Consider the following 18,941-nt stretch of genomic DNA (forward strand, 5'->3'; position numbering starts at 1 on the left):
CCCTCACCGGTACTCGAAGATCGACCTGAATATGCCCGGCGCGATCACCGACAGCGGATTGACGTCGAGCACCGGCTTGTTGGCATTGCCCCTGAGCCGGTAGGTGACGCCGATCAGGCCGCGGTCGCGGCCATTGCCCAGAAGCGCGCCGACGATGGGCAGTTCGCCGAAAATACGGTTGAGGCCGTAGACCGGCATGAAGGTGCCGGTCATGTCCATATTGTTGTTCTGGTCGTAGAGGATGCCCTGGAACGTCGTGCCGATGCGCGGGCCACGCAGCACGCCATTGGTCAGCTTCAGGTAGCCGCTACCCTTGTCGATCTCGGCGTAACCCCGTTCGAACTTCACTCGCGACGTGTCGAGCTTGCCCTTCACCGCCTGGTTGAGGCTGCGGCTATCGCCGGCCGGCGTGGTCGAGACGATGGAGGCGAGTTTGGGTTCGTTGACGACGAAGAAGTTGCTGGTGTCGACCTTGCCCTTCATCGGTCCATCGCTGGCTCCCGACAGGGCCAATGTGATCGCGCCGCCTTCCATGTGCTCATAAATGTTGAGGAACCGCAGGATGGCGCCGGCGTCCGCCGACTGCACGTTGAGCGAGCGTCTGTCGTCGGCGGTGGTGTTGCTGATGGCGATGGCGGCGCCGGAACTCGCCGTCGCGCTCACCTTCAGTCCGTTCACCCTTGAACCGGCCGCACTGTAGTCGAGCTTCAGGTTGGACAGTTGCTCATCGTGGAAACCGGTCAGCTGATTGACATCGGCGCTGACGGAAATGTTGTCTGTTCCCGTCGTCTTCGTTGCGGTGTCCACATCGGACGTAAATTGCTTGATGAGCGAACGAGCGTCGAGCGCATTGCCATTGATGTCGACCGCGTAGCCCTTGCCCGATCGCTTGACCGAAACAGCCACGTCGTCGCCCCTGTTCAAGGTGACCTTGTTGAACTTGGCCGAAGACAAGGCGCCGTTGACCAGCACGATACTGCCGTCGACGGAGAACGTCTTGCCGTCGAGCTCGAAGTCGGACAGCGTCGTGGTGTCGCCGGACTTGGTCATGACGAATGTGGCGCTGGCGGGAACCCCCGCCCCCTTGCTCCAGCCGGCCCAGGGAATGTCCAGCCTGGCGTTGGTCAGGTCGGCCGAGACGTTCTGGTTGCCGTTGCCGCTCTTGTCGATCGCGACCTTCACCGTTCCGCCAAGCAGCGGCGTCAGGCCGGGCATGGCGGCGGCGCGGATCTTGTCGTCGAGCACCAGGGCTACCTTGCGGCTGCGCGCCGGCCCGTCATCGGCCAGCGGCTCGACCAGATCGAGTTCGGCCGGAATGCCATTCAGCGATGCCTTAGCCGAAATGACAGCCTTTTGCGGGTCGACGGTGATCGAGCCATCGGCATTGGTTACGGCCTGTCCCTCGAACGGCTTGGCCAAGGACAGGCCGGTATAGTCGAGCGACACCAGCCAATCGAGCCTCGCGGTATCGACGCCCGACTGCAGCGGAATGTCCGCCTTGACGTGGCCGGTAACGCTGCCGGAAAGATCCTCCGGCAGAAGGCCGACATGGCGCATGGCATTGATCGGTTCATAGGATGCAAGTTCGGCGACAGCGGACGCATCGCCGGCAACGTCGATATCGAGAGCGCCGATGACCGGCGGGCGGTTGGCCGCCTTGACGGTCAATGTCCCGTTGCTGGCCGCAACCACGCGGCCACTGGGCATGAAGACGGTGCCCGAGGACAATGAAATGTCGACGTCGTTGCCGTGGAATCCGACGACGCCCACCGCGTCGCGGATCGGCGGAATGCGGCCGGCCGTGTCGAAGCGCGCCCCCTCGATCTGGAAGCGGCCGAAGACCTCGTCGGCGGACAGCGGTACCCCATTGCCGAGGCGGTCCGGCACCACCTGGAACTGGAGATTGGCGTCGACCACGCGGCCGCCGAACAAATTGTTCAGCACCCAGAGCCGCGCATTGCGCGCCGAAAACCATGGCCAAAGCTGTTTGACGTGCGAGACCGGCATGTCATGGACGCTGAGCGCCAGATTGATCCCGGGAGCCTTGCCGTCAACGAATTCCACCGTTGAGGTACCAAGCACCTCGCCGGAACCAGAGGACCGAACCGCGATCTGCTCGGCCACCAGTTTACGGCTTTGCGGCTGGTAGACGCCGGCAATCCGCGCCAGGAAGATCAATGCGGGTTCAGGCGATTCCGACGGTGCCAAGGTCGAACCGTCGCTGGTCAGATCGTAACGGTAGGACGGTTCCTCACCCGCTACCCCGGTTGCCGGTTTCGGCCCGATCGAGCCGCCGAAATCGAATGAAGACCGGCCGGTTTTCAGCAGCAACCTGTCCACCTGGATCTTGTTGGAGCCGTAGACAAGCGTCGCATTGACATCGGCATCCGCCGGCAGCAGCCCGCGCGCGCCAAGATCGAGCACCGAGCCGGTGGATGAAAGGGCGGCGGCCAGGCGTGATGCGGTGGCGCCTGAGCCTTCCGATCCCGTCAGCTTCAACGCGACGGCACCAAGCTTCCCGGAGCCGGCAGCGGTGGCGCCGGCATCCGCCAGATTGATGCTGGCATCCAGGCTTGTTACCCGGTGCGCCGCGACATCGCGGATGGCGGCGGCGGCAACCGTGACTGTCCTGCCGTCGACATCCGCCTCGGCGGTGAATTTCATGCCCCCCGGCCCCGACTGAACCACGGTGGCGTCGGCGATCTTGACCAGCTTGATCGATCCGGCGTCGGGCAGCACGAACTCGACATTGCTGAGATCGATCCGGCGCATCGAGTCTTCCCGCACGGCATCGAGCGCGCGATGGATATTGCCGAACACCGCGTCCGACAGTTTCTCCGGATCGACGAGGCCGTCCTGGTTGCGCAGCGCCGCGGTCCAGTCGCCGCCGGACGGCATCGCCGCCATGACGACACGGGCATCGGAGATCCTGGCACTGGTCAGCCGCACCTCACCCCATAGCAGCGGCACCAGACGCACGCCAAAGCGCACGCGACCGGCATCCGCCATCGGCTTGCCGTCCGATGTCTTCAGGCTGACATCGCTCACCTGGAGGGCGACGAAGCTCGAACTGTCGAGCGTAATGCGCGCGGGCCCGACCGCGACATTGACGTCGACGCCCGCCAGCCTCTCTATGGCGCTCTCCGCCTCGACGCGCAGCCGGTCCGAGCCGATGCCGGAAAGGCCGATGAGATAGACGGTCACCGCGACCAGCAGCATGAACGCGACCAGGCCGGCAAACAGGCGTGAAAGGATGCGAACGCCGCGGCCGATGGCAGCCTGACCGAGAGGCGGGACGCGGCACGCGGACGGCAAAGCCCCCAGGTCGGTAATCTCGTCCCGCCTGAACCTGATCTTCTCGTGCTGCGGTTGCTCCTGATCCACGCAATCTTCCGTTGTACGAATTCGCTCGTGGACGAATCCCCGCTCGACACTATATCGGTGTGGCTTCGCGCGTAACCTCAAACAAGGGCATCGATATGGCCGACCTCGACGTAGGCGATCCCGCGCCGCAATTCGACCTGCCGCGGGACGGCGGCGGATCGCTCAGCCTGGCGGCATCCGCCGGCAAGCCGGTGGTGCTCTATTTCTATCCACAGGACGACACGACAAGCTGCACGCAAGAGGCGATCAGCTTCTCACAACTGAAGCCGGAATTCGAGAAGGCCGGCGCCGTCGTCATTGGCCTGTCGCCCGACAGCGCCAAGAAACACGACAAGTTCAAGTCGAAATACGATCTCACCATCGATCTTGCCGCCGACGAGGAGCGCAAGGTGATCGAGGCCTACCATCTGTGGGTCGAGAAATCGATGTATGGCCGCAAATACATGGGTGTCGAGCGCGCGACGTTCCTGATCGGACGCGACGGACGGATCGCCAGGATTTGGCGCAAGGTCCGCGTCAAGGGCCATGCCGAGGCCGTGCTGGAAGCCGTTCGCGCGCTCTGAGCGCCGCCAAAGCCCACCAAAGCAATCGACAATTGTGGACGCTACTCGTCAGGGGCCTCAGCCTTCGGCTGCCGCCGTGTGCTCCAGGATTTCGAAGCATGGCTCACTTGATCGGCCAGCGCGGCAAGATGGCCACGCAAGCCGCGCGCGCCCATCATCGACGACAGCGTGACCGATTGCGTGGCGAAGCGCCGCTTGAAATCCTCGCCGCCGCAGAGAAAATCAATCGTGGCAAGGCCACGGTCGAACGACCACTGGATATAGTCCATCATCAGCACCATACCCGGCGAGGCGCGCTCGTATTCGGGATCATAGGTGGTGACGAAAGCCATCATCGTGCCGCGCTGCTCGAAATTGATCGAGACGGCGACGATCTTGTCGTCAAGCTCCAGCACGAAGATGCGCAACAGCCCGAGGTCGGCCAGCACCGAAATAAGCGCGGCGAGAACGGGCGAGCCCTTGTCGAACAGATCCGAGGCGCGGCCATGGCGAGCGAGCCAGAGGCGCTTCAACGTCGCGACCCGCTCGAGCACCGGTTCGCGCGGCTCATCCGGATCCAGCAGCCGGAAACGCAATGCGCCGCTTTCTTCCATGAACTTGCGGCCACGACGATAGTTCTGCCGGCCCTTCTTGGACAACGTCTCGAACCATTCCGCCCCACGCTGCCAGGAGCCGCCGACACGATAGCTGATTTCAGTGCGGTGGTTGGGCCGAAGCGCCTTGCCATGGGCCGGTTCCAGCAGGGCATGAACACCGGCATCCGGCAGCAGACGGTTGAGATAGATCAGGTCGAAGCCGCCCTGGTCAAAAACATGCTGCCAGAGGCGGGAGATCGCCCGCGGGTCGCTGTCAGGTGCAACCAGCGCGTCGCCATAGTCACTGTGATCCTTCGCTGCCCATTCGAGTATGCGGATGCCGGAGCGCCTGAAGGTCGCGAGCGCTATCACGCCGTCGAGCCGGTCGCCGTTCCAGGCAAGCCCAATCCTGAGCGCGCGCCGTTCCTGATGCGGGGTGGTTCGCCACCAGGCCGCGATCCAGTCCGGGTGCTGGAAGACAAGCCCGCCGGCCCGCTGCCAGAGCGCGCTCCAGGCCGGTGCGATCTCGGCCAGGCGCACCGCCGATGTCACGATTTCGAAGGTGCGTGTCCGCGGGATGGCGAGCACAACGGGAGCGTTCATGGCCGTGTCCCTTCCGAGGATCGCGAGGTGCGTGAGCGTGACTTTCCGGGCCGGATGCGCCTGGCGATATGCCCCCACATCCGCTTCAACGGCATGACGTAAAGGCCGGCGAGAGACTGGTAGTCACGCACATCGCGGTCAACCAGCCCGAACTTGAAGTCCTCGTCGGGCCTCGGCACACACAATGTCCCAAAGAGCCGGTCCCAGAACGAGAAGAGCAGCCCGAAGTTCTTGTCGTAGTGGCGCGGATCGGTGCTGTGATGCAACTGGTGCCAATGAGGACACAGGATCAAATTGTTGAGCGGGCCGAACGAGATCTTGAAATGCGTGTGCCTGACGAAATCCATCATCAGGATGTTGCGCATGACATAGACGTTGACGCCAAAAACGGTCAGTTCGACAAGGTTCAGCGAAATCAGCGACCAGATGCCGAAGCAGAGCCCCACGATGAGGCCGTCCCAGGCCCGGTTCATCAACTCGTCGAGCGGATGGACCCGGTCCTTGGTGATCCCGACCATCACCTCGGCCGAGTGATGCACCTTGTGCAGTTCCCAAAGCAGCGGATAGCGATGCTGGGCGACGTGATAGAGATAATAGGAAATGTCGTAGGCAAGCAGCATGCTGACGGTGAAGATCAGCACCGTCACCGGCCCTGCCGGCCCCTCGATCAGAGGCGGCTGGAACTGGAACAGTGTGGAAAACAGCCAGTTGGTCCCGTAGCCCACCGCCGTGACGAAGACGATTCCGGCGGGCAGCATCAGGAAGGGCATCAGGGCCTTCTTCGTGACCCAGAACAGCAGGTCGGCCTTCGCGGACGGATGGGTGATGACCTCATGCGGGATGACGAACTCGAAAAACTCCTTCCAGCTCTTCTCCTCGACCGTGCGCCAATAGGCCACGAGGGCGCTGACAAAGGCCGTCAGCAGCAAAAGCCCGGTCGCCAGCAGACTGGTGCCCGAAATCTTGTCGAGGATCTTGCCAACCAGATCGTCCAGCATTCCTACCGCCACGGTGAATCCCAAATACCAACACGCCTTTACTCGAAAAGCGTCAACTAAATGCAATCGAAGACAGTTAAGAAACCCGAGCCTTGCTCTGCGAGCTACTGGATGCTCCCGACGGAACATGAGTGTTCATCGCCAACGATTCCGCGGCATAGGGTCCGCGTCCTGGAGATTTTCGCGCAACCTCGTGCCCGCGCTGCGTGCATTCGGCGCCGCGCGGCCGATAGGGCAATCCTTTGTTAACCCTAATAATGTGTAATCAAGCTCTCGTGGTGTCGTAAACGAAAGCTTGGTCCCGTGAACGCAACCGGTCAGTCCGCAGTCTTCGGCAGGCGCAAGGAACCACATACGGTCATCATCGCCCGAGGCAACGAGATCAGGCACTTCACGGTCCGCCCCTGGCTGGCGGCATTCATCGGTTCAGCACTCGCCGCCATTGCCATCGGCTACCTCCTGGCCACATCCTATCTCGTGCTGCGCGATGACCTGATCGGCGCCACCACCGCACGCCAGGCGCGGATGCAGCAGGCGTACGAGGACCGCATTTCGGCGCTTCGAGCCCAGGTCGACCGCATCACCAGCAGGCAGCTGCTCGACCAGCAATTGATGGAAACCAAGGTCAGCGAACTGCTTCAGCGCCAGACGCAGCTCAGTCAGCGGCATGGCCGTCTCGGCCCGCTGCTCCAACGCGCCGAAAACGACGCCGGAACGGTACCCGCCGACGATCCAGCCGCGGCCGCCAAGACGGACAAGCGCGCCGAGGTGACCGGCAGCATCAACCAGCCCGCGCAGACCTACGCGGTTGCCAGCCTGGGCGCCGACCTCGGCACCGCCGACACCAGGCCCTTCTCCTTGTGGTCGACCCGCACCGATCCGCTACCCACCGATTCAGCGGCAGATCGTGCCGACAAGCTGTTCGTCTCGATCAACCAGTCGCTGAAATCCATCGAGAATGAGCAGCTCAGCCGCATCAGCACGCTCGCGGACAATGCCTACAAAAGCGCGGATGCCATCCAGCAGGCGCTGCAGGCAGCCGGACTGCCGGTCGACAGTGATTTCGGCAAGAACGAAAGCGATGTCGGCGGACCGTTGATCCCGCTCAACTCGTCGATGATCTTCGACAGCAAGGTCAAGGAGCTGGACGAGGCGCTGGACACGCTCGACCAGCTGAAAAAGGAAGCGCGCCGGCTGCCACTTGCCAATCCCGCCCCCGGCCACTCCGTCACCAGCCCGTTCGGTGTGCGCACCGATCCCCTTCTCGGCACGGCCGCGCTGCATTCGGGCATGGATTTCAGGGCGCCCATCGGCATGGCGGCGCGGGTGACAGCGCCCGGCGTCGTCACCAAGGCCGGCTGGAATGGCGGCTATGGCCGTATGGTCGAGATCGACCATGGCAATGGTTTTGCCACGCGCTACGGACATCTCAGCGAGATCGACGTGACGGTAGGCGAAAAAGTCGACGCCGGCGCCATCATCGGCAAGACCGGCAGCAGCGGACGCTCGACTGGCCCGCATCTTCACTATGAAGTGCGGCACAATGGCGAGGCGATCGATCCGCTACGCTTTCTGACCGTCGGAAGGAAAGTCGCGCAGTATCTCTGACAAGGGCAACCGCTCGCCCGCCAGCTGAATCCCGAGCCACCGGCCGAGCGACGCCTCTCCCTCACCAGGCAGTCTCCCGCCTCATCGCTGATCCACCGAGGATGAGACACCACGGATCTTCAGTTCCGTCCGCGCTCCGATTATTTTTGAATTCCATTTGACTGAATAAATATTTGATGCGAACCTTACGTCACGTGAGGGCGCAAGGCATGGCATTGCGGGGGACCAATCAGGAGTTCGGGCGGCCGTACAACCGGCGCATCGTGCTGGAGTCCATCCGCCGTCATGGCCCGATCGCACGTAGCGACATCGCCAGGCATGTCGGGCTCACCGTCCAGACCGTGTCGACCATCGTTCGCGAACTGGAGGAACAGGGCTACATCCTTTCCGTACGCGAAGAGCCGAAGGGCCGTGGCCTGCCACCCGCGACGCTGCGCATCAACCCGGAAGGCGGCTATGCCGTCGGCATCCACCTGACGCCGCTTGGAATAGACGCCGCACTGATCAATCTCAGCGGCGACGTTATCGAGAGTTCACGCCGCGAGGCCCCCAACGCGGCGCCTGATCATGCGTTCGACCAGATTGGCGCCATGGTTCGCGACCTGACGGGCAAGCGGCCCGGCGGCCGCGTCATCGGCATCGGCATGGCGCTTCCCGGTCCGTTCGACGTGGACTCCATGAGCTTTGTCGGCCCGACCACGATGACCGGGTGGAAGCACGTGGCGCTGCGTGAACGGCTGACGGCCGCGACGGGATTGCCGGCGTTCTTCGAGAGCGACATGGCCGCCGCCGCGATGGGCGAGAGGCTTTATGGCATCGGAGCCCGCCATTCCGATTATTACTATCTCTATTTCGGCGTTGGGCTCGGCGGCGCCATGATGCATGACGGCAGCGTTCTGCGCGGCGCCTGGGGCAATGCGGGCGAGATCGGCCACATTCCCGTGGTCCCTGATGGCGAGCTCTGCCCCTGCGGCAACCGCGGCTGCCTCGAGCGCTACCTCTCGCTCGAAGCGCGGGGCCGCCGGGCCGGCGGCGACGCCGATTGGGTGGCGCAGGTCGGCCCGATCTTCCGCAATGCCATCGCCATCATCGAGAACCTTTTCGACCCAGAGACGGTCGTGCTCGGCGGCCTGGCGGCGTCGGAGTTGCTCGAACGCCTGGCGGACGCGGCCGAACCGCTGCACAATTCGGTTTCGGCTCGCGCTGATCGCAAGACGCCGCGTGTCATCGTCGCCAGCGGCGGCCAGCATGCCGTGCTGCGCGGCGCGGCGGCCCTCGCCGTCTCAGGGGTGTTGTCGCCGCGCTTCGGCCAGATGTTCGCCGCCGGACGCGAGCGCGGCCGCGACATCCTTTCGGCCAGGGAGATTGCCGCATGAGCGAACCCCTTCTGGTGCTCGACAACGTGACCAAGAACTATGGCGCGATCGAAGCGCTGAAGGGGATCAGCTTTGCCATCGGCAAGGGCGAGGTGGTGGCGCTGCTCGGCGACAACGGCGCCGGCAAGTCGACGTTGGTCAAGATCATTGCGGGCGGTCTCGAACCGACATCCGGCCGCATGCTGTTCGAGGGCAAGGAGTTCCTGGCCCGTTCGCCGGCGGAAGCCAAGGCGGCCGGCATCGAGACCGTCTACCAGGACCTGTCGCTCTGCACCAATGTCGACGTGGTGGCCAATTTCTTCATGGGCCGCGAGATCACGAGGAAGGTGCTCGGCATTCCCGTGCTCGACGAACGCGCCATGGAGGCTGTCGTCGGCAAGGCGCTGGCCAGCGCCGGTACCCGCATTCCTTCACTGCGCACCAATGTCGAGCACCTCTCGGGCGGCCAGCGCCAGGCCATCGAGCTCAACCGCTTTGTCCACTGGGGCGGCAAACTCGTGCTGCTCGACGAACCGTTCGCCGCACTTGGCGTCGAACAGACGCGGCGCGGTCTCGACATGATCCGCCAAGTGGCGAGCCAGGGTATCGGCGTCGTCATCATAACCCACATCATGCAGCAGGCTTTTCAGGTCGCCGACCGGATCGTGGTGATCCGGCAAGGCGTCGTGGCGGGCGATGTCGCACGCAACAAGACAAGTCCCGATGCGGTGATCAACATGATCACCGGGGAGACGCTTGCCGGTGCCGGACCGGCGGGCTGAGGGACAAAGAGGGGTCCGGCTTAACAGGGAGCCAACGACATGAAGCGAATACTTCTTGCTGTCTTCGGTATCCTGGCACTGGCCTTTGCCACGCTCACGCCGGCATTCGCCCAGTCCAAGGGTATTGTCTACTACTTGGTGCCGACATTGCTCGACGAGTTCCAAACCGGATCGGTGAGCGCGCTGGAGCTGTTCCTGAAACAGACCGGCTACGAGATGAAGACGCTGAACGCCGACAACAAGACCGACGCGCAGCAATCGCAGATGAACGACGTGATCGCGCTGAAGCCGGCGGCGATCATCCTGGCCGCCGTCGATTTCAATGCGCTGAAACCATCGATCGAGGCCGCCCGCGCCGCCGGCATTCCGGTGGTCGAATTCGATCGCCAGATCACGTCGACACCGTCCGATTTCACGTCGGTCGCGGGTACCGTCGAGATCGGCTATGTCGCCGCCGATCAGGCCGAAAAGCTTCTGAAAGCCAAGAACGGCTCGGTGAAGGGCAAGGTCCTTCAGGTGCTTGGCGACCCCGGCGATCCTTACACGCTCGACATCCAGAAGGGTTTTGAAGAGAAGATGAAGGCGTTCCCGGACGTCAAGATCATCTCGCTGCCGGCCATGCAATGGGAGGCCAGCAATGCCGGCACCATCGTTGCCGACCAGATGCTGGCCAATCCCGACATCGACCTGATCTTCAGCCATGCCGCGCACCTGTCGGTCGCCGCCGTCGCTTCGCTAGAGGCCGCCGGCAAGAAGCCGGGCGACGTGATGCTGATGAGCTCGAACGGCGCGCCGGTCGGCCTCGACCTGATCCGCAAGGGCTGGCTCAATGTCGAAGTAGAGCAGCCGCTTTACGCACAGGCCGCGGCCGTCGCCATGTTCATGGACAAGGTCGTGAAGAAGCAAGAGATCAAGCCCGGCGAATACGACGTGCTTGGCCTGAAATCGACCGTCACCAAGGAAGCGTGGGGCCCGAACATCAAGATTCCGGGTGCCGCCATCACCAAGGAGAACGTCGACAACCCGGCCTTCTGGGGCAACCAGAAGCCGCCGACCGATACGGTCAAGTCGGTCGAATAGGCATGTCGCCTGAACGCTCCGGGCCATACCCGGCCCGGAGCCCATCCCTGCCCGCATGAAACGAGACGCAGACAATTCGCTGCGGCCTTGATTGCGCACGCCAACCGGATCGACACATGAACCCTCGCACGCGTCACGCCCTGGAGTTCGTCCTCGACAACCTCGTCTGGTTCATGCTGCTCCTTGTCCTGGTCGTCTTCTCGCTGTTCATCCCGAACTATTTCCAACTCGGCATCTTCGCCAACATCATCGAGGCGTCGAGCGTGCTCGGCGTCATGTCGATCGGCCTGGCGCTGGTCATCATTGCCGGCCACATGGACCTGTCTGTCGAATCCGTCGCCGCACTCAGCGCCATGGCGGTGGGCATCCTGTTTTGCGCCTCGGGCATCGGCCTCGGTGTCCAATTGCACCCGGAATGGCTGATGGTTCCGGTCTCGCTGCTGCTGGCGCTGGCCGTCGGCGGCCTCATCGGCGCCTTCAACGGCTATCTTGTGGTCAAGGTCAAGATGAGCGCCTTCATCATCACGCTCGCCTCCTACATCTGGGTACGCGGCCTCGTGCTGGTCATTTCGGGCGGCCGCTCGGCACAGGATCTGGCACCCGCCATCCGCTGGTTCGGCATACAGCGCCTGATCGGCCTGCCGCTTACCGCCTGGATCGCGGTGGCCTGTTTCGTGGTCTTCTCGCTGATCATGGCCAAGACGCCGTTCGGCAGGCACCTGGTGATGATCGGCGGCAATGAAACCGCGACCTTCCGCGCCGGCATCCGGGTGAACCGCAACCTGATCATCGCCTTCGTGCTCGCCGGTGCCATCGCAGGGCTCGCCGGCTGGCTGCTGGCGATCCGCACCTCCGGCGCCACCGCCAATCTTGGCGTCGGCCTGCTGTTCAATGCCTTTGCGGCCGTGGTTATCGGCGGCGTCAGCCTGAAGGGCGGCGTCGGCACCTTGCCCGGCGTCTATGCCGGCGTGCTCCTGCTCTCGGCCATCAACACGGCGATCAACCTGATGGGCCTGCCCGCCAATTTCACCCAGGTCATCCACGGCCTGCTGGTTCTGGCCGCGGTGCTGCTCGACGCATTCAAGCAAACCATTCGCCAAAGACTGGCGTGAGAGGGCGTGAGGCGAGGATTGGCATGACAGGACGACTGAAAGACAAGGTGGCGTTGATCATCGGCGGCGCGCGCGGCATCGGCAAGGGCATCGCGCTGCGCTTTGCGGAAGAAGGCGCACGGCTCGTGCTGGCCGACAGCGAGGCGGAGGCGGGGCAAGCAAGTGCGGATGAACTGGGCGTCCCCTTCATCCGCACCGACATCTCGCAAATGAGCGACGCCGAGGCCGCGGTGGCACTTTCGCTGAAACAGCACGGCCGCCTCGACATCATCGTGCAGAATGCCGGCATCTATCCCTGGCAGTTGATCGAAAACACCAGCGCCGACGACTGGGACCGCGTCATGGCCGTCAACCTGCGCGGCACTTTCAATGCCAGCCGCGCCGCCCTCGTGCCGATGAAGGCGCAGCGCTCTGGCCGCATGCTCTACACCTCATCGATCACCGGCCCCCACGTCACCAGCCCTGGCCACGGCCATTATTCGGCGACGAAAGCAGGCATTAACGGCTTCATCCGGGCGGCGGCGCTGGAATTCTCCGGCTACGGCATCACCGTCAACGGCGTCGAACCCGGCAATATCCTCACCGAAGCCATCCAACAGCATCGCGGCGCCGCCTATATCAAGAACATGGAGGATTCGATCCCGCTCGGCCGGCTCGGCAGCCCGCGCGACGTCGCCAACGCCTTCCTGTTCCTGGCCTCGGACGACGCCAGCTACATCACCGGCACCACCATTGTCGTCGACGGCGGGCAATTGCTGCCCGAGGGCAAGGATTTCCGGATGGTGCCGCCGTGAGCGGGCAGCCATACGCCAAGAAGCGTGTGCCTGTTGAGTTGCGATTCGGGCTCCAGCGCTTCAGCGAATTCCAAGCGTCCGGCCGGCTTCATGCCCTTACGGATGGCTGAGAGCAGGCAAGGCTTTTGTCTTGCCGGACAATCTCGCGCCTAAGGTCAGGCTATTCGGGAACCAACCCACGAAGGCCTTCATCGCCGTATTAGAGTTGGGGAGGACGGCAATGCGCGCCAACAGTGCGGCGGCATGAATGCGAGTGGCAAATTGCCGGCTCCACGCTCTTGAATAGCGTTTGCCGACGGCGATGCGCGCCGTCCGGTCCCATTGTTCGAACCTTGCCAATTCGCCAGCGAGAAGCCAGCTGGACTGCAGGGCCATGGAGATGCCTTCAGCGATGATGGGATGAGACTCGCCGGCGATGTTGCCGACCCGAAATATGTCGTCGGCAAATCGTGGGCGCATCCCCGGACGTATGGGACCGGCGGCAAGCCATTCACCTTCGAGGCTGGCGTCGCCGATCGTGGAAACCACAGCCGGACACGATGCCAGCATGTGCGCGTGAACGGCTTGGGCCGCGGACATCGCACCGCCCTCTTTGCGCAGCCTGGTCAACACGTCGCGGCGTATGCAGCACGACAGCGATATCCTGTCCTGATCCGCCCACACCATGCCACCATAGCCGCCCGGAAACACCAGGAGCGGCATGAGGTCTCGAGCGAGCGACGCTCCCCTGAAATGGGCCTTGAAGCCAAACAGATCGGATGCCGCGCTGCTCTTCGGGAGATTGGTTGGCAACCTGCCCTGCCCCCAGGAGCCATGCGCCGCAATCACCACCTGCCCGCTAAGACTTGTCTGACCCTCCCTGTTGGCGATCCGGACGATGGCACGATCGCCATTGCTGGCGATCTCCACCGCGCGCCACGGCTGAAAAACGTCGGCTCCGGCATTGCGCGCCGTGTCCAAGAGGATGCCATCCAGAACGTCCCGTCCAAGCGCCCGCCCGAAAGCATTTCCCGCGGCGCGCGGCATGCCCGCTATGATGCCAGGGCCCGACGCGAACAAGCCAACCCGCTTGACTTCCGGCCCTGCCTTGGCACGAACCGCCACGCCCGCCTCCAGACGGTCCAACAGCTCCAGATTGACCGCCGACATGAATTCGCCGCAGACCTTGCGGCGTGGAAACTCGCTTGCTTCGATGATGGCCACAGAACGACCTTGGCCGCGCAAGGCCAATGCTGCCGACGAGCCGCTTGGGCCGGCACCTATGACGATGGCATCGTACATCGCGCAAGTCCTTCCTTGGGGAAAACGCGGAAGGCGTGGGTAAACGGGCCAATTCTGCGCTCTTCACACTGCTGCGCGGAACCGAGAGGCCACAAACCGGAAAGTTCCTTGCCAGCGAAACCTGCGCGGACGCTTGCCGCCGCATCGTGCATGGTGACCTGGTTTGCACCGACAAGGCGCAGGAGCGGGCATGCTTTTAAAGCGACAATGTTTCGGCTCGGCTCGGCGGCGAGGAATACCGGCGCCAGACGGCATAGGGCTTCGAACAGGATCTTTAAGGCGGTGTCGGAAAAATGGTGCAGGAACAGATTGGCCGAGACAACGTCGTAGGCGGCACCCCCGGGTTTTGCGATCCAGTCGAAGATATTGTCGGTAACGGTTTCAACCCGCCAGCCCAGAGCCGCGAAATCGGCGCGCCGCCGGTCGGTGACGAGGTCAACCTGGTCGAGCATGACCAGCTCCACGTCGATCCACTTCGTGGCGAGGCGCCTTGCAACCGAGAGCATGAATGCACCGTCGCCGGACCCGACTTCCAAGATTCTGATCGAACCCTCGCGCACGCTGGCCTTCAGGAGGTTGGACATGATCGCATGTTGAAACATCAGCGAATTTATCCAAATCAGATCACGTCGGGAGCCAATCGCCCTGGGATCGTCGGGAGGCAAATGATCGAGCAGTTCCGGCTGGATAAGACGGCTGTCGAGACCGGTGGCCATGTCAGGCACGGCCGGCCGTGTGGAACATCATCGTCTCGGCCGTGAGGCCGGGGCCAAATGCCATTGCACAGCCCACGTCATCATCCGTGAACCCGCGAAGCATCCGCTCCAGCACGAACATGACTGTGGCGGAAGACATGTTTCCGTTTTCGCGAAGCACATCGCGCGACGGCAACAGCGCATCGGGAGGAAGATCCAGCGCGCGCTCCACGGCGTCGAGAATGGAACGCCCACCCGGGTGAACAGCCCAAAGGTCGATGTTGGCGGCGATCCTGTTTCCCAAGATGGCGCCGATCCCTTTGCCAAGCGCATTCTGGATTGCAGCAGGAATTTGCCCCGACAGAACCATGTCGAAACCGTCGTCGTGCAAGCTCCAGCTCATCAAGTCGCGGGCGTCGGCGTCCACGATCGCGTGAAAACTGTCCAGGCCGATGCCGAACGGGCGGGAGGTCACCGACGCGGCCGCGCAGCCATCGCCCCAGAGCGAGAAAGACAGCAGTTTTTCGAGATCGGCCGTCTCCTTGAGATGGAGCGTACAGAGTTCGATGCAGACGATCACAACGTGGGCCGAAGGTTCCGACAGGACGATGTGCCGCGCCAGTTTGAGCGCATTGATTGCCGCATAACATCCCATGAAGCCGATGATCGTGCGCTCCACGGTGGTGGGCAGATTGCATCGGGCGATTATGTCCAGATCGATGCCGGGGGCGGAGAAGCCCGTACAGGTGGTGACAATCAGATGCGTGACACCTTTCCTGTCTTCGCCCTCCAGGAGTCGCTCCAATGCTCGCTCGGCCAGCGCGGGCGCGGCAGTGGAATACATTTCCATGCGTTTGGCCGTACCCGGAAACGCACCGCGCTTGAAAACACCCGCCAGGTCGACGCTCAGCCCCTCAGGATCACCAGCGGGTGCGAAGCAGGAATAGCGATGTTCGATGCCGCCCTTGTCGGCCATGCGATTGAAAATTGCGCGGCGGCGGGGATCTGCCAACTGGGAGCCCGCAAATTGAAGGAAGAATTCGTGAACGCCGTGATCAGGGACGGCCGTGGCAATTCGGTTAATGAAAGCTTGAACGGGCATTTTCCCTTGACCTGCAGCCACAAACCCGCGGTCGCGAGCCGAGAGGCCCAGTTGCCCCCGGCGGGAGCTGTAGCTCCACGGCAATGGCTATCTCTATTGAGATAAACGCCCGAGGCCTAAAAAACTTCCTGCGAAAATGCCGCTCACCCGTGAAAAAGCAATGCACCGCCCGCACGAAGGACAACAGGTGAGCTATTGCCCGTTGTCGACGTGGCGATTTCGTGGCGCCCGCAACCGGAAAACATCAACTGGGGGAAAGATATGGTGGGCGATGACGGGCTCGAACCGCCGACATCTTCGGTGTAAACGAAGCGCTCTACCAACTGAGCTAATCGCCCGCTCCGGGCCGGACCTTTAAGCGGTCGGGACTTGCTTCGCAAGGCCAAATGAGCGCGAGGCGCCCTGTTCGCAGGCCGGATTTGCGAACAAAATGCCGGCTGTCAAAAAACCTTCTCCTGTTTGGCGTTATGATGGTTTGGTGCGCTTGACACCCGGTAGCGAACCCCTTATCCAGCGCCCCAACGACGAACACGGCTGACACGTGCTCGTCAATGCGCGGGTGTAGCTCAGTTGGTTAGAGTGCCGGCCTGTCACGCCGGAGGTCGCGGGTTCGAGCCCCGTCACTCGCGCCATTTCTCTCAAGGGACACAAACCCTTGGCTTAGTAGAAATGTCGACGTTGTCTGTCAAAGATGCATGTATGGGGATGTGATCCAGAACCTTTCAAATCTGGGTTCAATCTGCCATGCATGGGCTTGCGGCCATGATCGTGGTGCCGGATGAGATTTGCCTCCTGTCAGCTCGGAACGTCGGCTGCCGGCCTGTTTCGGCTCCTGCGTTGACAGATATCTCCCTTGGCCTGACGTTTGCGCCAGGCAAACCGCTTGGGGCTTGCGCTTCCGCCTAAAAAAACGCTTGATTCTCCTCTGAAATATCCTGGCCTGAGATAATCCGGCTACCATAACCATACAGCCTGAACGACCCGGGAGGACTTACAGTGTCTATCGCCTCAACCACCTCGATGAGCACGGTGTTCACGGCCATAAGCCTTGCTGGCCTTACAATGGTTGCTTCCACCATCTTTCCCGCCACTGCTTCGGCTGCTCGGCTTCAGCGATGTGCAAGGGAGGGCGGCATTTGCCGACTGCCATTTCCGGCTGAAGTGGTTTTTGGCGACGGGGGCCGCACTACATCGCGCTTTATCGACCGTGACGCGGTGCCCTGCTCAACCCGCGTTTTTGGCGACCCTGCGCCCGGCCACGAAAAGACGTGCTATATCGTGTTACGCGGTCGTGGCGAAGCCGATGGCGGTTACGATGAGCCTCGCCGCGAGAGATGGGTGGCCTGTGCCGACGAAGGCGAATTCTGCGATTTCTATGGCCGCAAGGTGGTCAGGTATGGCGCGCGCGGCCGGTTCACGCAGGACGTGTTCCGGGATGGCGTCGAATGCGACAATGAATCCTTCGGCGATCCCGCTCCCGATGCCGGGAAGCGTTGCTATATCAAGCAGTAGCTTCTCGACGCCCATCGAACACGAGACATCGGAGGCCGAACAGTCCGGCCTCCGGGGTGGCCTGCGAGCCCCGTGCAATTGCCTCAGCTCTTGGCCAGCAGCGCCTCGACCTCCTGCACTGTCGGCATAGACGGTGCGGTGCCTGGACGGGTCACGGAAATGCCGGCAACGGCGCAGGCGAAGCGTACCGCCTCCAGAGGCTCCACGCCGCGCGAAAGTGCCGCGGCAAGGCCGCCATTGAACGCATCGCCAGCTCCCGTCGTCTCAACCACAGGCCCCGCGCTGATGGCGGAAACATGCTCGGAGCGATCCTTCGTGTGCAGGAGCGCCCCCTTGTCGCCGAGCGTGACGATGACTGTGCCAACGCCCTTTTCCAGCAGCTTGCCGGCGGCGGCGCGCGCTTCATCGACCGAGGAGACTTTCAGCCCGGTCAATTCCTCGGTTTCGGTCTCGTTCGGTGTTAGATAGTCGCAGAGCGTGTAGACGCGGTCGGGAAGCTTTGCCGCCGGTGCCGGATTGAGAATGGTCGTCACCCCTGCCCCGCGCGCGATCTCCAGCGCCCGCAGCGCGGCGTCGATCGGCTGTTCGAGCTGCGTGACGAAAACACCGGCACCACGGATCAGCTCGGCATTGGCTTCGACATCGTCCGGCGTGATCAGCATGGCGGCGCCGGGACTGACGATGATGGCGTTGTTGCCGCTTCCCTCCTCGACGAAGATGTAGGCGGCACCGGTATAGCTGTCCGGCGTATCGATGGCGGCGCTCTTCACGCCGGCATCCTTCCAGGTCCGCTTGGCCATTTCGGCGAAGGCATCGACCCCGAGCCGGGTCAGGAAGGTGACGTCGGCCCCCAACCTGCCGGCCGCCACCGCCTGGTTCGACCCCTTGCCGCCTGGTCCCAGCTTGAAGGAGTTGCCGAGGATCGTTTCGCCCATGCGCGGCTGGCGCTGCGCCCTGTAGGCCGTATCGGCGACGAAGACACCGAGGATGACGATCGGCTTGCCCGAGGCCATGCCGCTACTCCGCATCCGGCGGCACGACGCCCTTGCGGAAGGCAAAGCAGCCATAGAATCGGCGTTCGCCGGTCTGGATGACGCAATAAGCCTGCTTGGCGCGCTCGTAGAAGGCGTAACGCTCGACCGGCACCATCGGCCAGGATTTGCCCTCGGCGGCATCGATCTCCTTCTGCACTTCCTTTTGCACCGCTGGGATCTCGTCGGATTTGCCGACGATCTCCATGCGGGCGGCCGAGTCGTCGACAAACGTGTCCAACGGGTAAAGCGACAGCACCGCCTTCACCACCTGTGCCGCCGAGGCATCGATGCGCAGCACCCGACCGAGCGCCGTCCGGCGCGCGACCGAATCGGACGGGAAGTTGGTGTCGGCGATGATCAGGTCGTCGCCATGTCCCATCGCCCGCAATGCCTGGAGCACGTCGGCGTTGAGCAACGGATCGATCCCTTTGAGCATGATGGTCCTCGTGAAGTGCGTTTGAGA

General features: G+C 62.9%; 16 protein-coding genes and 2 tRNA genes. 9 read left to right on the forward strand and 9 right to left on the reverse strand.

Annotation, left to right across the window (positions count from 1 at the left end; translation table 11 throughout):
• Window positions 1–3: 3 nt before the first annotated feature.
• Window positions 4–3,384, reverse strand: coding sequence for a DUF3971 domain-containing protein (locus EN845_RS01960; RefSeq protein WP_127869573.1), 3,381 nt, complete (start codon window positions 3,382–3,384; stop codon window positions 4–6).
• A 95-nt stretch (window positions 3,385–3,479) separates the two neighbouring features.
• Between EN845_RS01960 and EN845_RS01965 the strand changes: the two genes are divergently transcribed.
• Window positions 3,480–3,947, forward strand: coding sequence for a peroxiredoxin (locus tag EN845_RS01965; RefSeq protein ID WP_127869574.1), 468 nt, complete (start codon window positions 3,480–3,482; stop codon window positions 3,945–3,947).
• A gap of 41 nt (window positions 3,948–3,988) precedes the next feature.
• On the opposite strand, the gene EN845_RS01970 is transcribed toward EN845_RS01965, so the two are convergent.
• Window positions 3,989–5,125 carry a GNAT family N-acetyltransferase gene (locus EN845_RS01970; protein WP_127869575.1) on the reverse strand — a complete coding sequence of 379 codons (1,137 nt, stop codon included), beginning with the start codon at window positions 5,123–5,125 and terminating at the stop codon, window positions 3,989–3,991.
• Window positions 5,122–6,123, reverse strand: coding sequence for a sterol desaturase family protein (locus tag EN845_RS01975; RefSeq protein WP_127280699.1), 1,002 nt, complete (start codon window positions 6,121–6,123; stop codon window positions 5,122–5,124). The genes EN845_RS01970 and EN845_RS01975 overlap by 4 nt, the downstream gene beginning before the upstream one ends.
• Window positions 6,124–6,426: 303 nt before the next feature.
• Here EN845_RS01975 and EN845_RS01980 point away from each other — a divergent pair, with 303 nt between their 5' ends.
• The 6 genes from EN845_RS01980 (at window position 6,427) to EN845_RS02005 (ending at window position 12,854) form a co-directional block, all read left to right on the forward strand.
• The gene (locus tag EN845_RS01980) at window positions 6,427–7,731 is read left to right on the forward strand and encodes a M23 family metallopeptidase (RefSeq protein ID WP_127869576.1); all 1,305 of its coding nucleotides are present in this window, start codon (window positions 6,427–6,429) and stop codon (window positions 7,729–7,731) included.
• Window positions 7,732–7,940: 209 nt separating this feature from the next.
• Window positions 7,941–9,107 carry an ROK family transcriptional regulator gene (locus EN845_RS01985; RefSeq protein ID WP_127869577.1) on the forward strand — a complete coding sequence of 389 codons (1,167 nt, stop codon included), beginning with the start codon at window positions 7,941–7,943 and terminating at the stop codon, window positions 9,105–9,107.
• Window positions 9,104–9,868: an ATP-binding cassette domain-containing protein gene (locus EN845_RS01990; RefSeq protein ID WP_127869578.1), complete on the forward strand. Its 765-nt coding sequence runs from the start codon at window positions 9,104–9,106 to the stop codon at window positions 9,866–9,868. The genes EN845_RS01985 and EN845_RS01990 overlap by 4 nt, the downstream gene beginning before the upstream one ends.
• A 39-nt stretch (window positions 9,869–9,907) precedes the next feature.
• Window positions 9,908–10,948, forward strand: a complete 1,041-nt coding sequence (locus EN845_RS01995; RefSeq protein WP_127869579.1) for a sugar ABC transporter substrate-binding protein — start codon at window positions 9,908–9,910, stop codon at window positions 10,946–10,948.
• Window positions 10,949–11,064: 116 nt separating this feature from the next.
• Window positions 11,065–12,060: an ABC transporter permease gene (locus tag EN845_RS02000; protein WP_127869580.1), complete on the forward strand. Its 996-nt coding sequence runs from the start codon at window positions 11,065–11,067 to the stop codon at window positions 12,058–12,060.
• A gap of 23 nt (window positions 12,061–12,083) precedes the next feature.
• On the forward strand, window positions 12,084–12,854 hold the full coding sequence (locus EN845_RS02005) for an SDR family oxidoreductase (RefSeq protein WP_127869581.1): 771 nt from the start codon (window positions 12,084–12,086) through the stop codon (window positions 12,852–12,854).
• 96 nt (window positions 12,855–12,950) lie between these two features.
• On the opposite strand, the gene EN845_RS02010 is transcribed toward EN845_RS02005, so the two are convergent.
• From EN845_RS02010 to EN845_RS02025, 4 genes are all read right to left on the reverse strand, one after another.
• On the reverse strand, window positions 12,951–14,135 hold the full coding sequence (locus EN845_RS02010; RefSeq protein ID WP_127869582.1) for an FAD-dependent monooxygenase: 1,185 nt from the start codon (window positions 14,133–14,135) through the stop codon (window positions 12,951–12,953).
• Window positions 14,114–14,851, reverse strand: a complete 738-nt coding sequence (locus EN845_RS02015) for a methyltransferase domain-containing protein (protein ID WP_127278875.1) — start codon at window positions 14,849–14,851, stop codon at window positions 14,114–14,116. Before EN845_RS02015 ends, EN845_RS02010 begins: the two co-directional genes overlap by 22 nt.
• A gap of 1 nt (window position 14,852) precedes the next feature.
• The gene (locus EN845_RS02020) at window positions 14,853–15,932 is read right to left on the reverse strand and encodes a type III polyketide synthase (RefSeq protein ID WP_127869583.1); all 1,080 of its coding nucleotides are present in this window, start codon (window positions 15,930–15,932) and stop codon (window positions 14,853–14,855) included.
• Window positions 15,933–16,194: 262 nt separating this feature from the next.
• Window positions 16,195–16,270 (reverse strand) — tRNA-Val (locus tag EN845_RS02025).
• A 217-nt stretch (window positions 16,271–16,487) separates the two neighbouring features.
• On the opposite strand from EN845_RS02025, the gene EN845_RS02030 reads away from it, so the two are divergent.
• Window positions 16,488–16,564: transfer RNA gene (locus EN845_RS02030), tRNA-Asp, on the forward strand.
• Between the two features lie 646 nt (window positions 16,565–17,210).
• Entirely contained in the window at window positions 17,211–17,444 is a 234-nt protein-coding gene (locus tag EN845_RS36730) for a hypothetical protein (protein WP_348630716.1), read from the forward strand.
• Between the two features lie 83 nt (window positions 17,445–17,527).
• Here the strand turns inward: EN845_RS36730 and rbsK are convergent, their stop codons facing one another.
• Both rbsK and EN845_RS02045 read right to left on the reverse strand, forming a co-directional pair.
• Complete coding sequence (rbsK, locus tag EN845_RS02040) at window positions 17,528–18,457, reverse strand: ribokinase (protein ID WP_127869584.1); 930 nt, start codon at window positions 18,455–18,457, stop codon at window positions 17,528–17,530.
• A 4-nt stretch (window positions 18,458–18,461) separates the two neighbouring features.
• A complete protein-coding gene (locus EN845_RS02045; RefSeq protein ID WP_127869585.1) occupies window positions 18,462–18,914 on the reverse strand; it encodes an RbsD/FucU family protein in 453 nt (150 codons plus the stop codon).
• Window positions 18,915–18,941 lie beyond the last annotated feature (27 nt).

The organism is Mesorhizobium sp. M8A.F.Ca.ET.202.01.1.1, assembly GCF_004791595.1.
Taxonomy (GTDB): domain Bacteria; phylum Pseudomonadota; class Alphaproteobacteria; order Rhizobiales; family Rhizobiaceae; genus Mesorhizobium.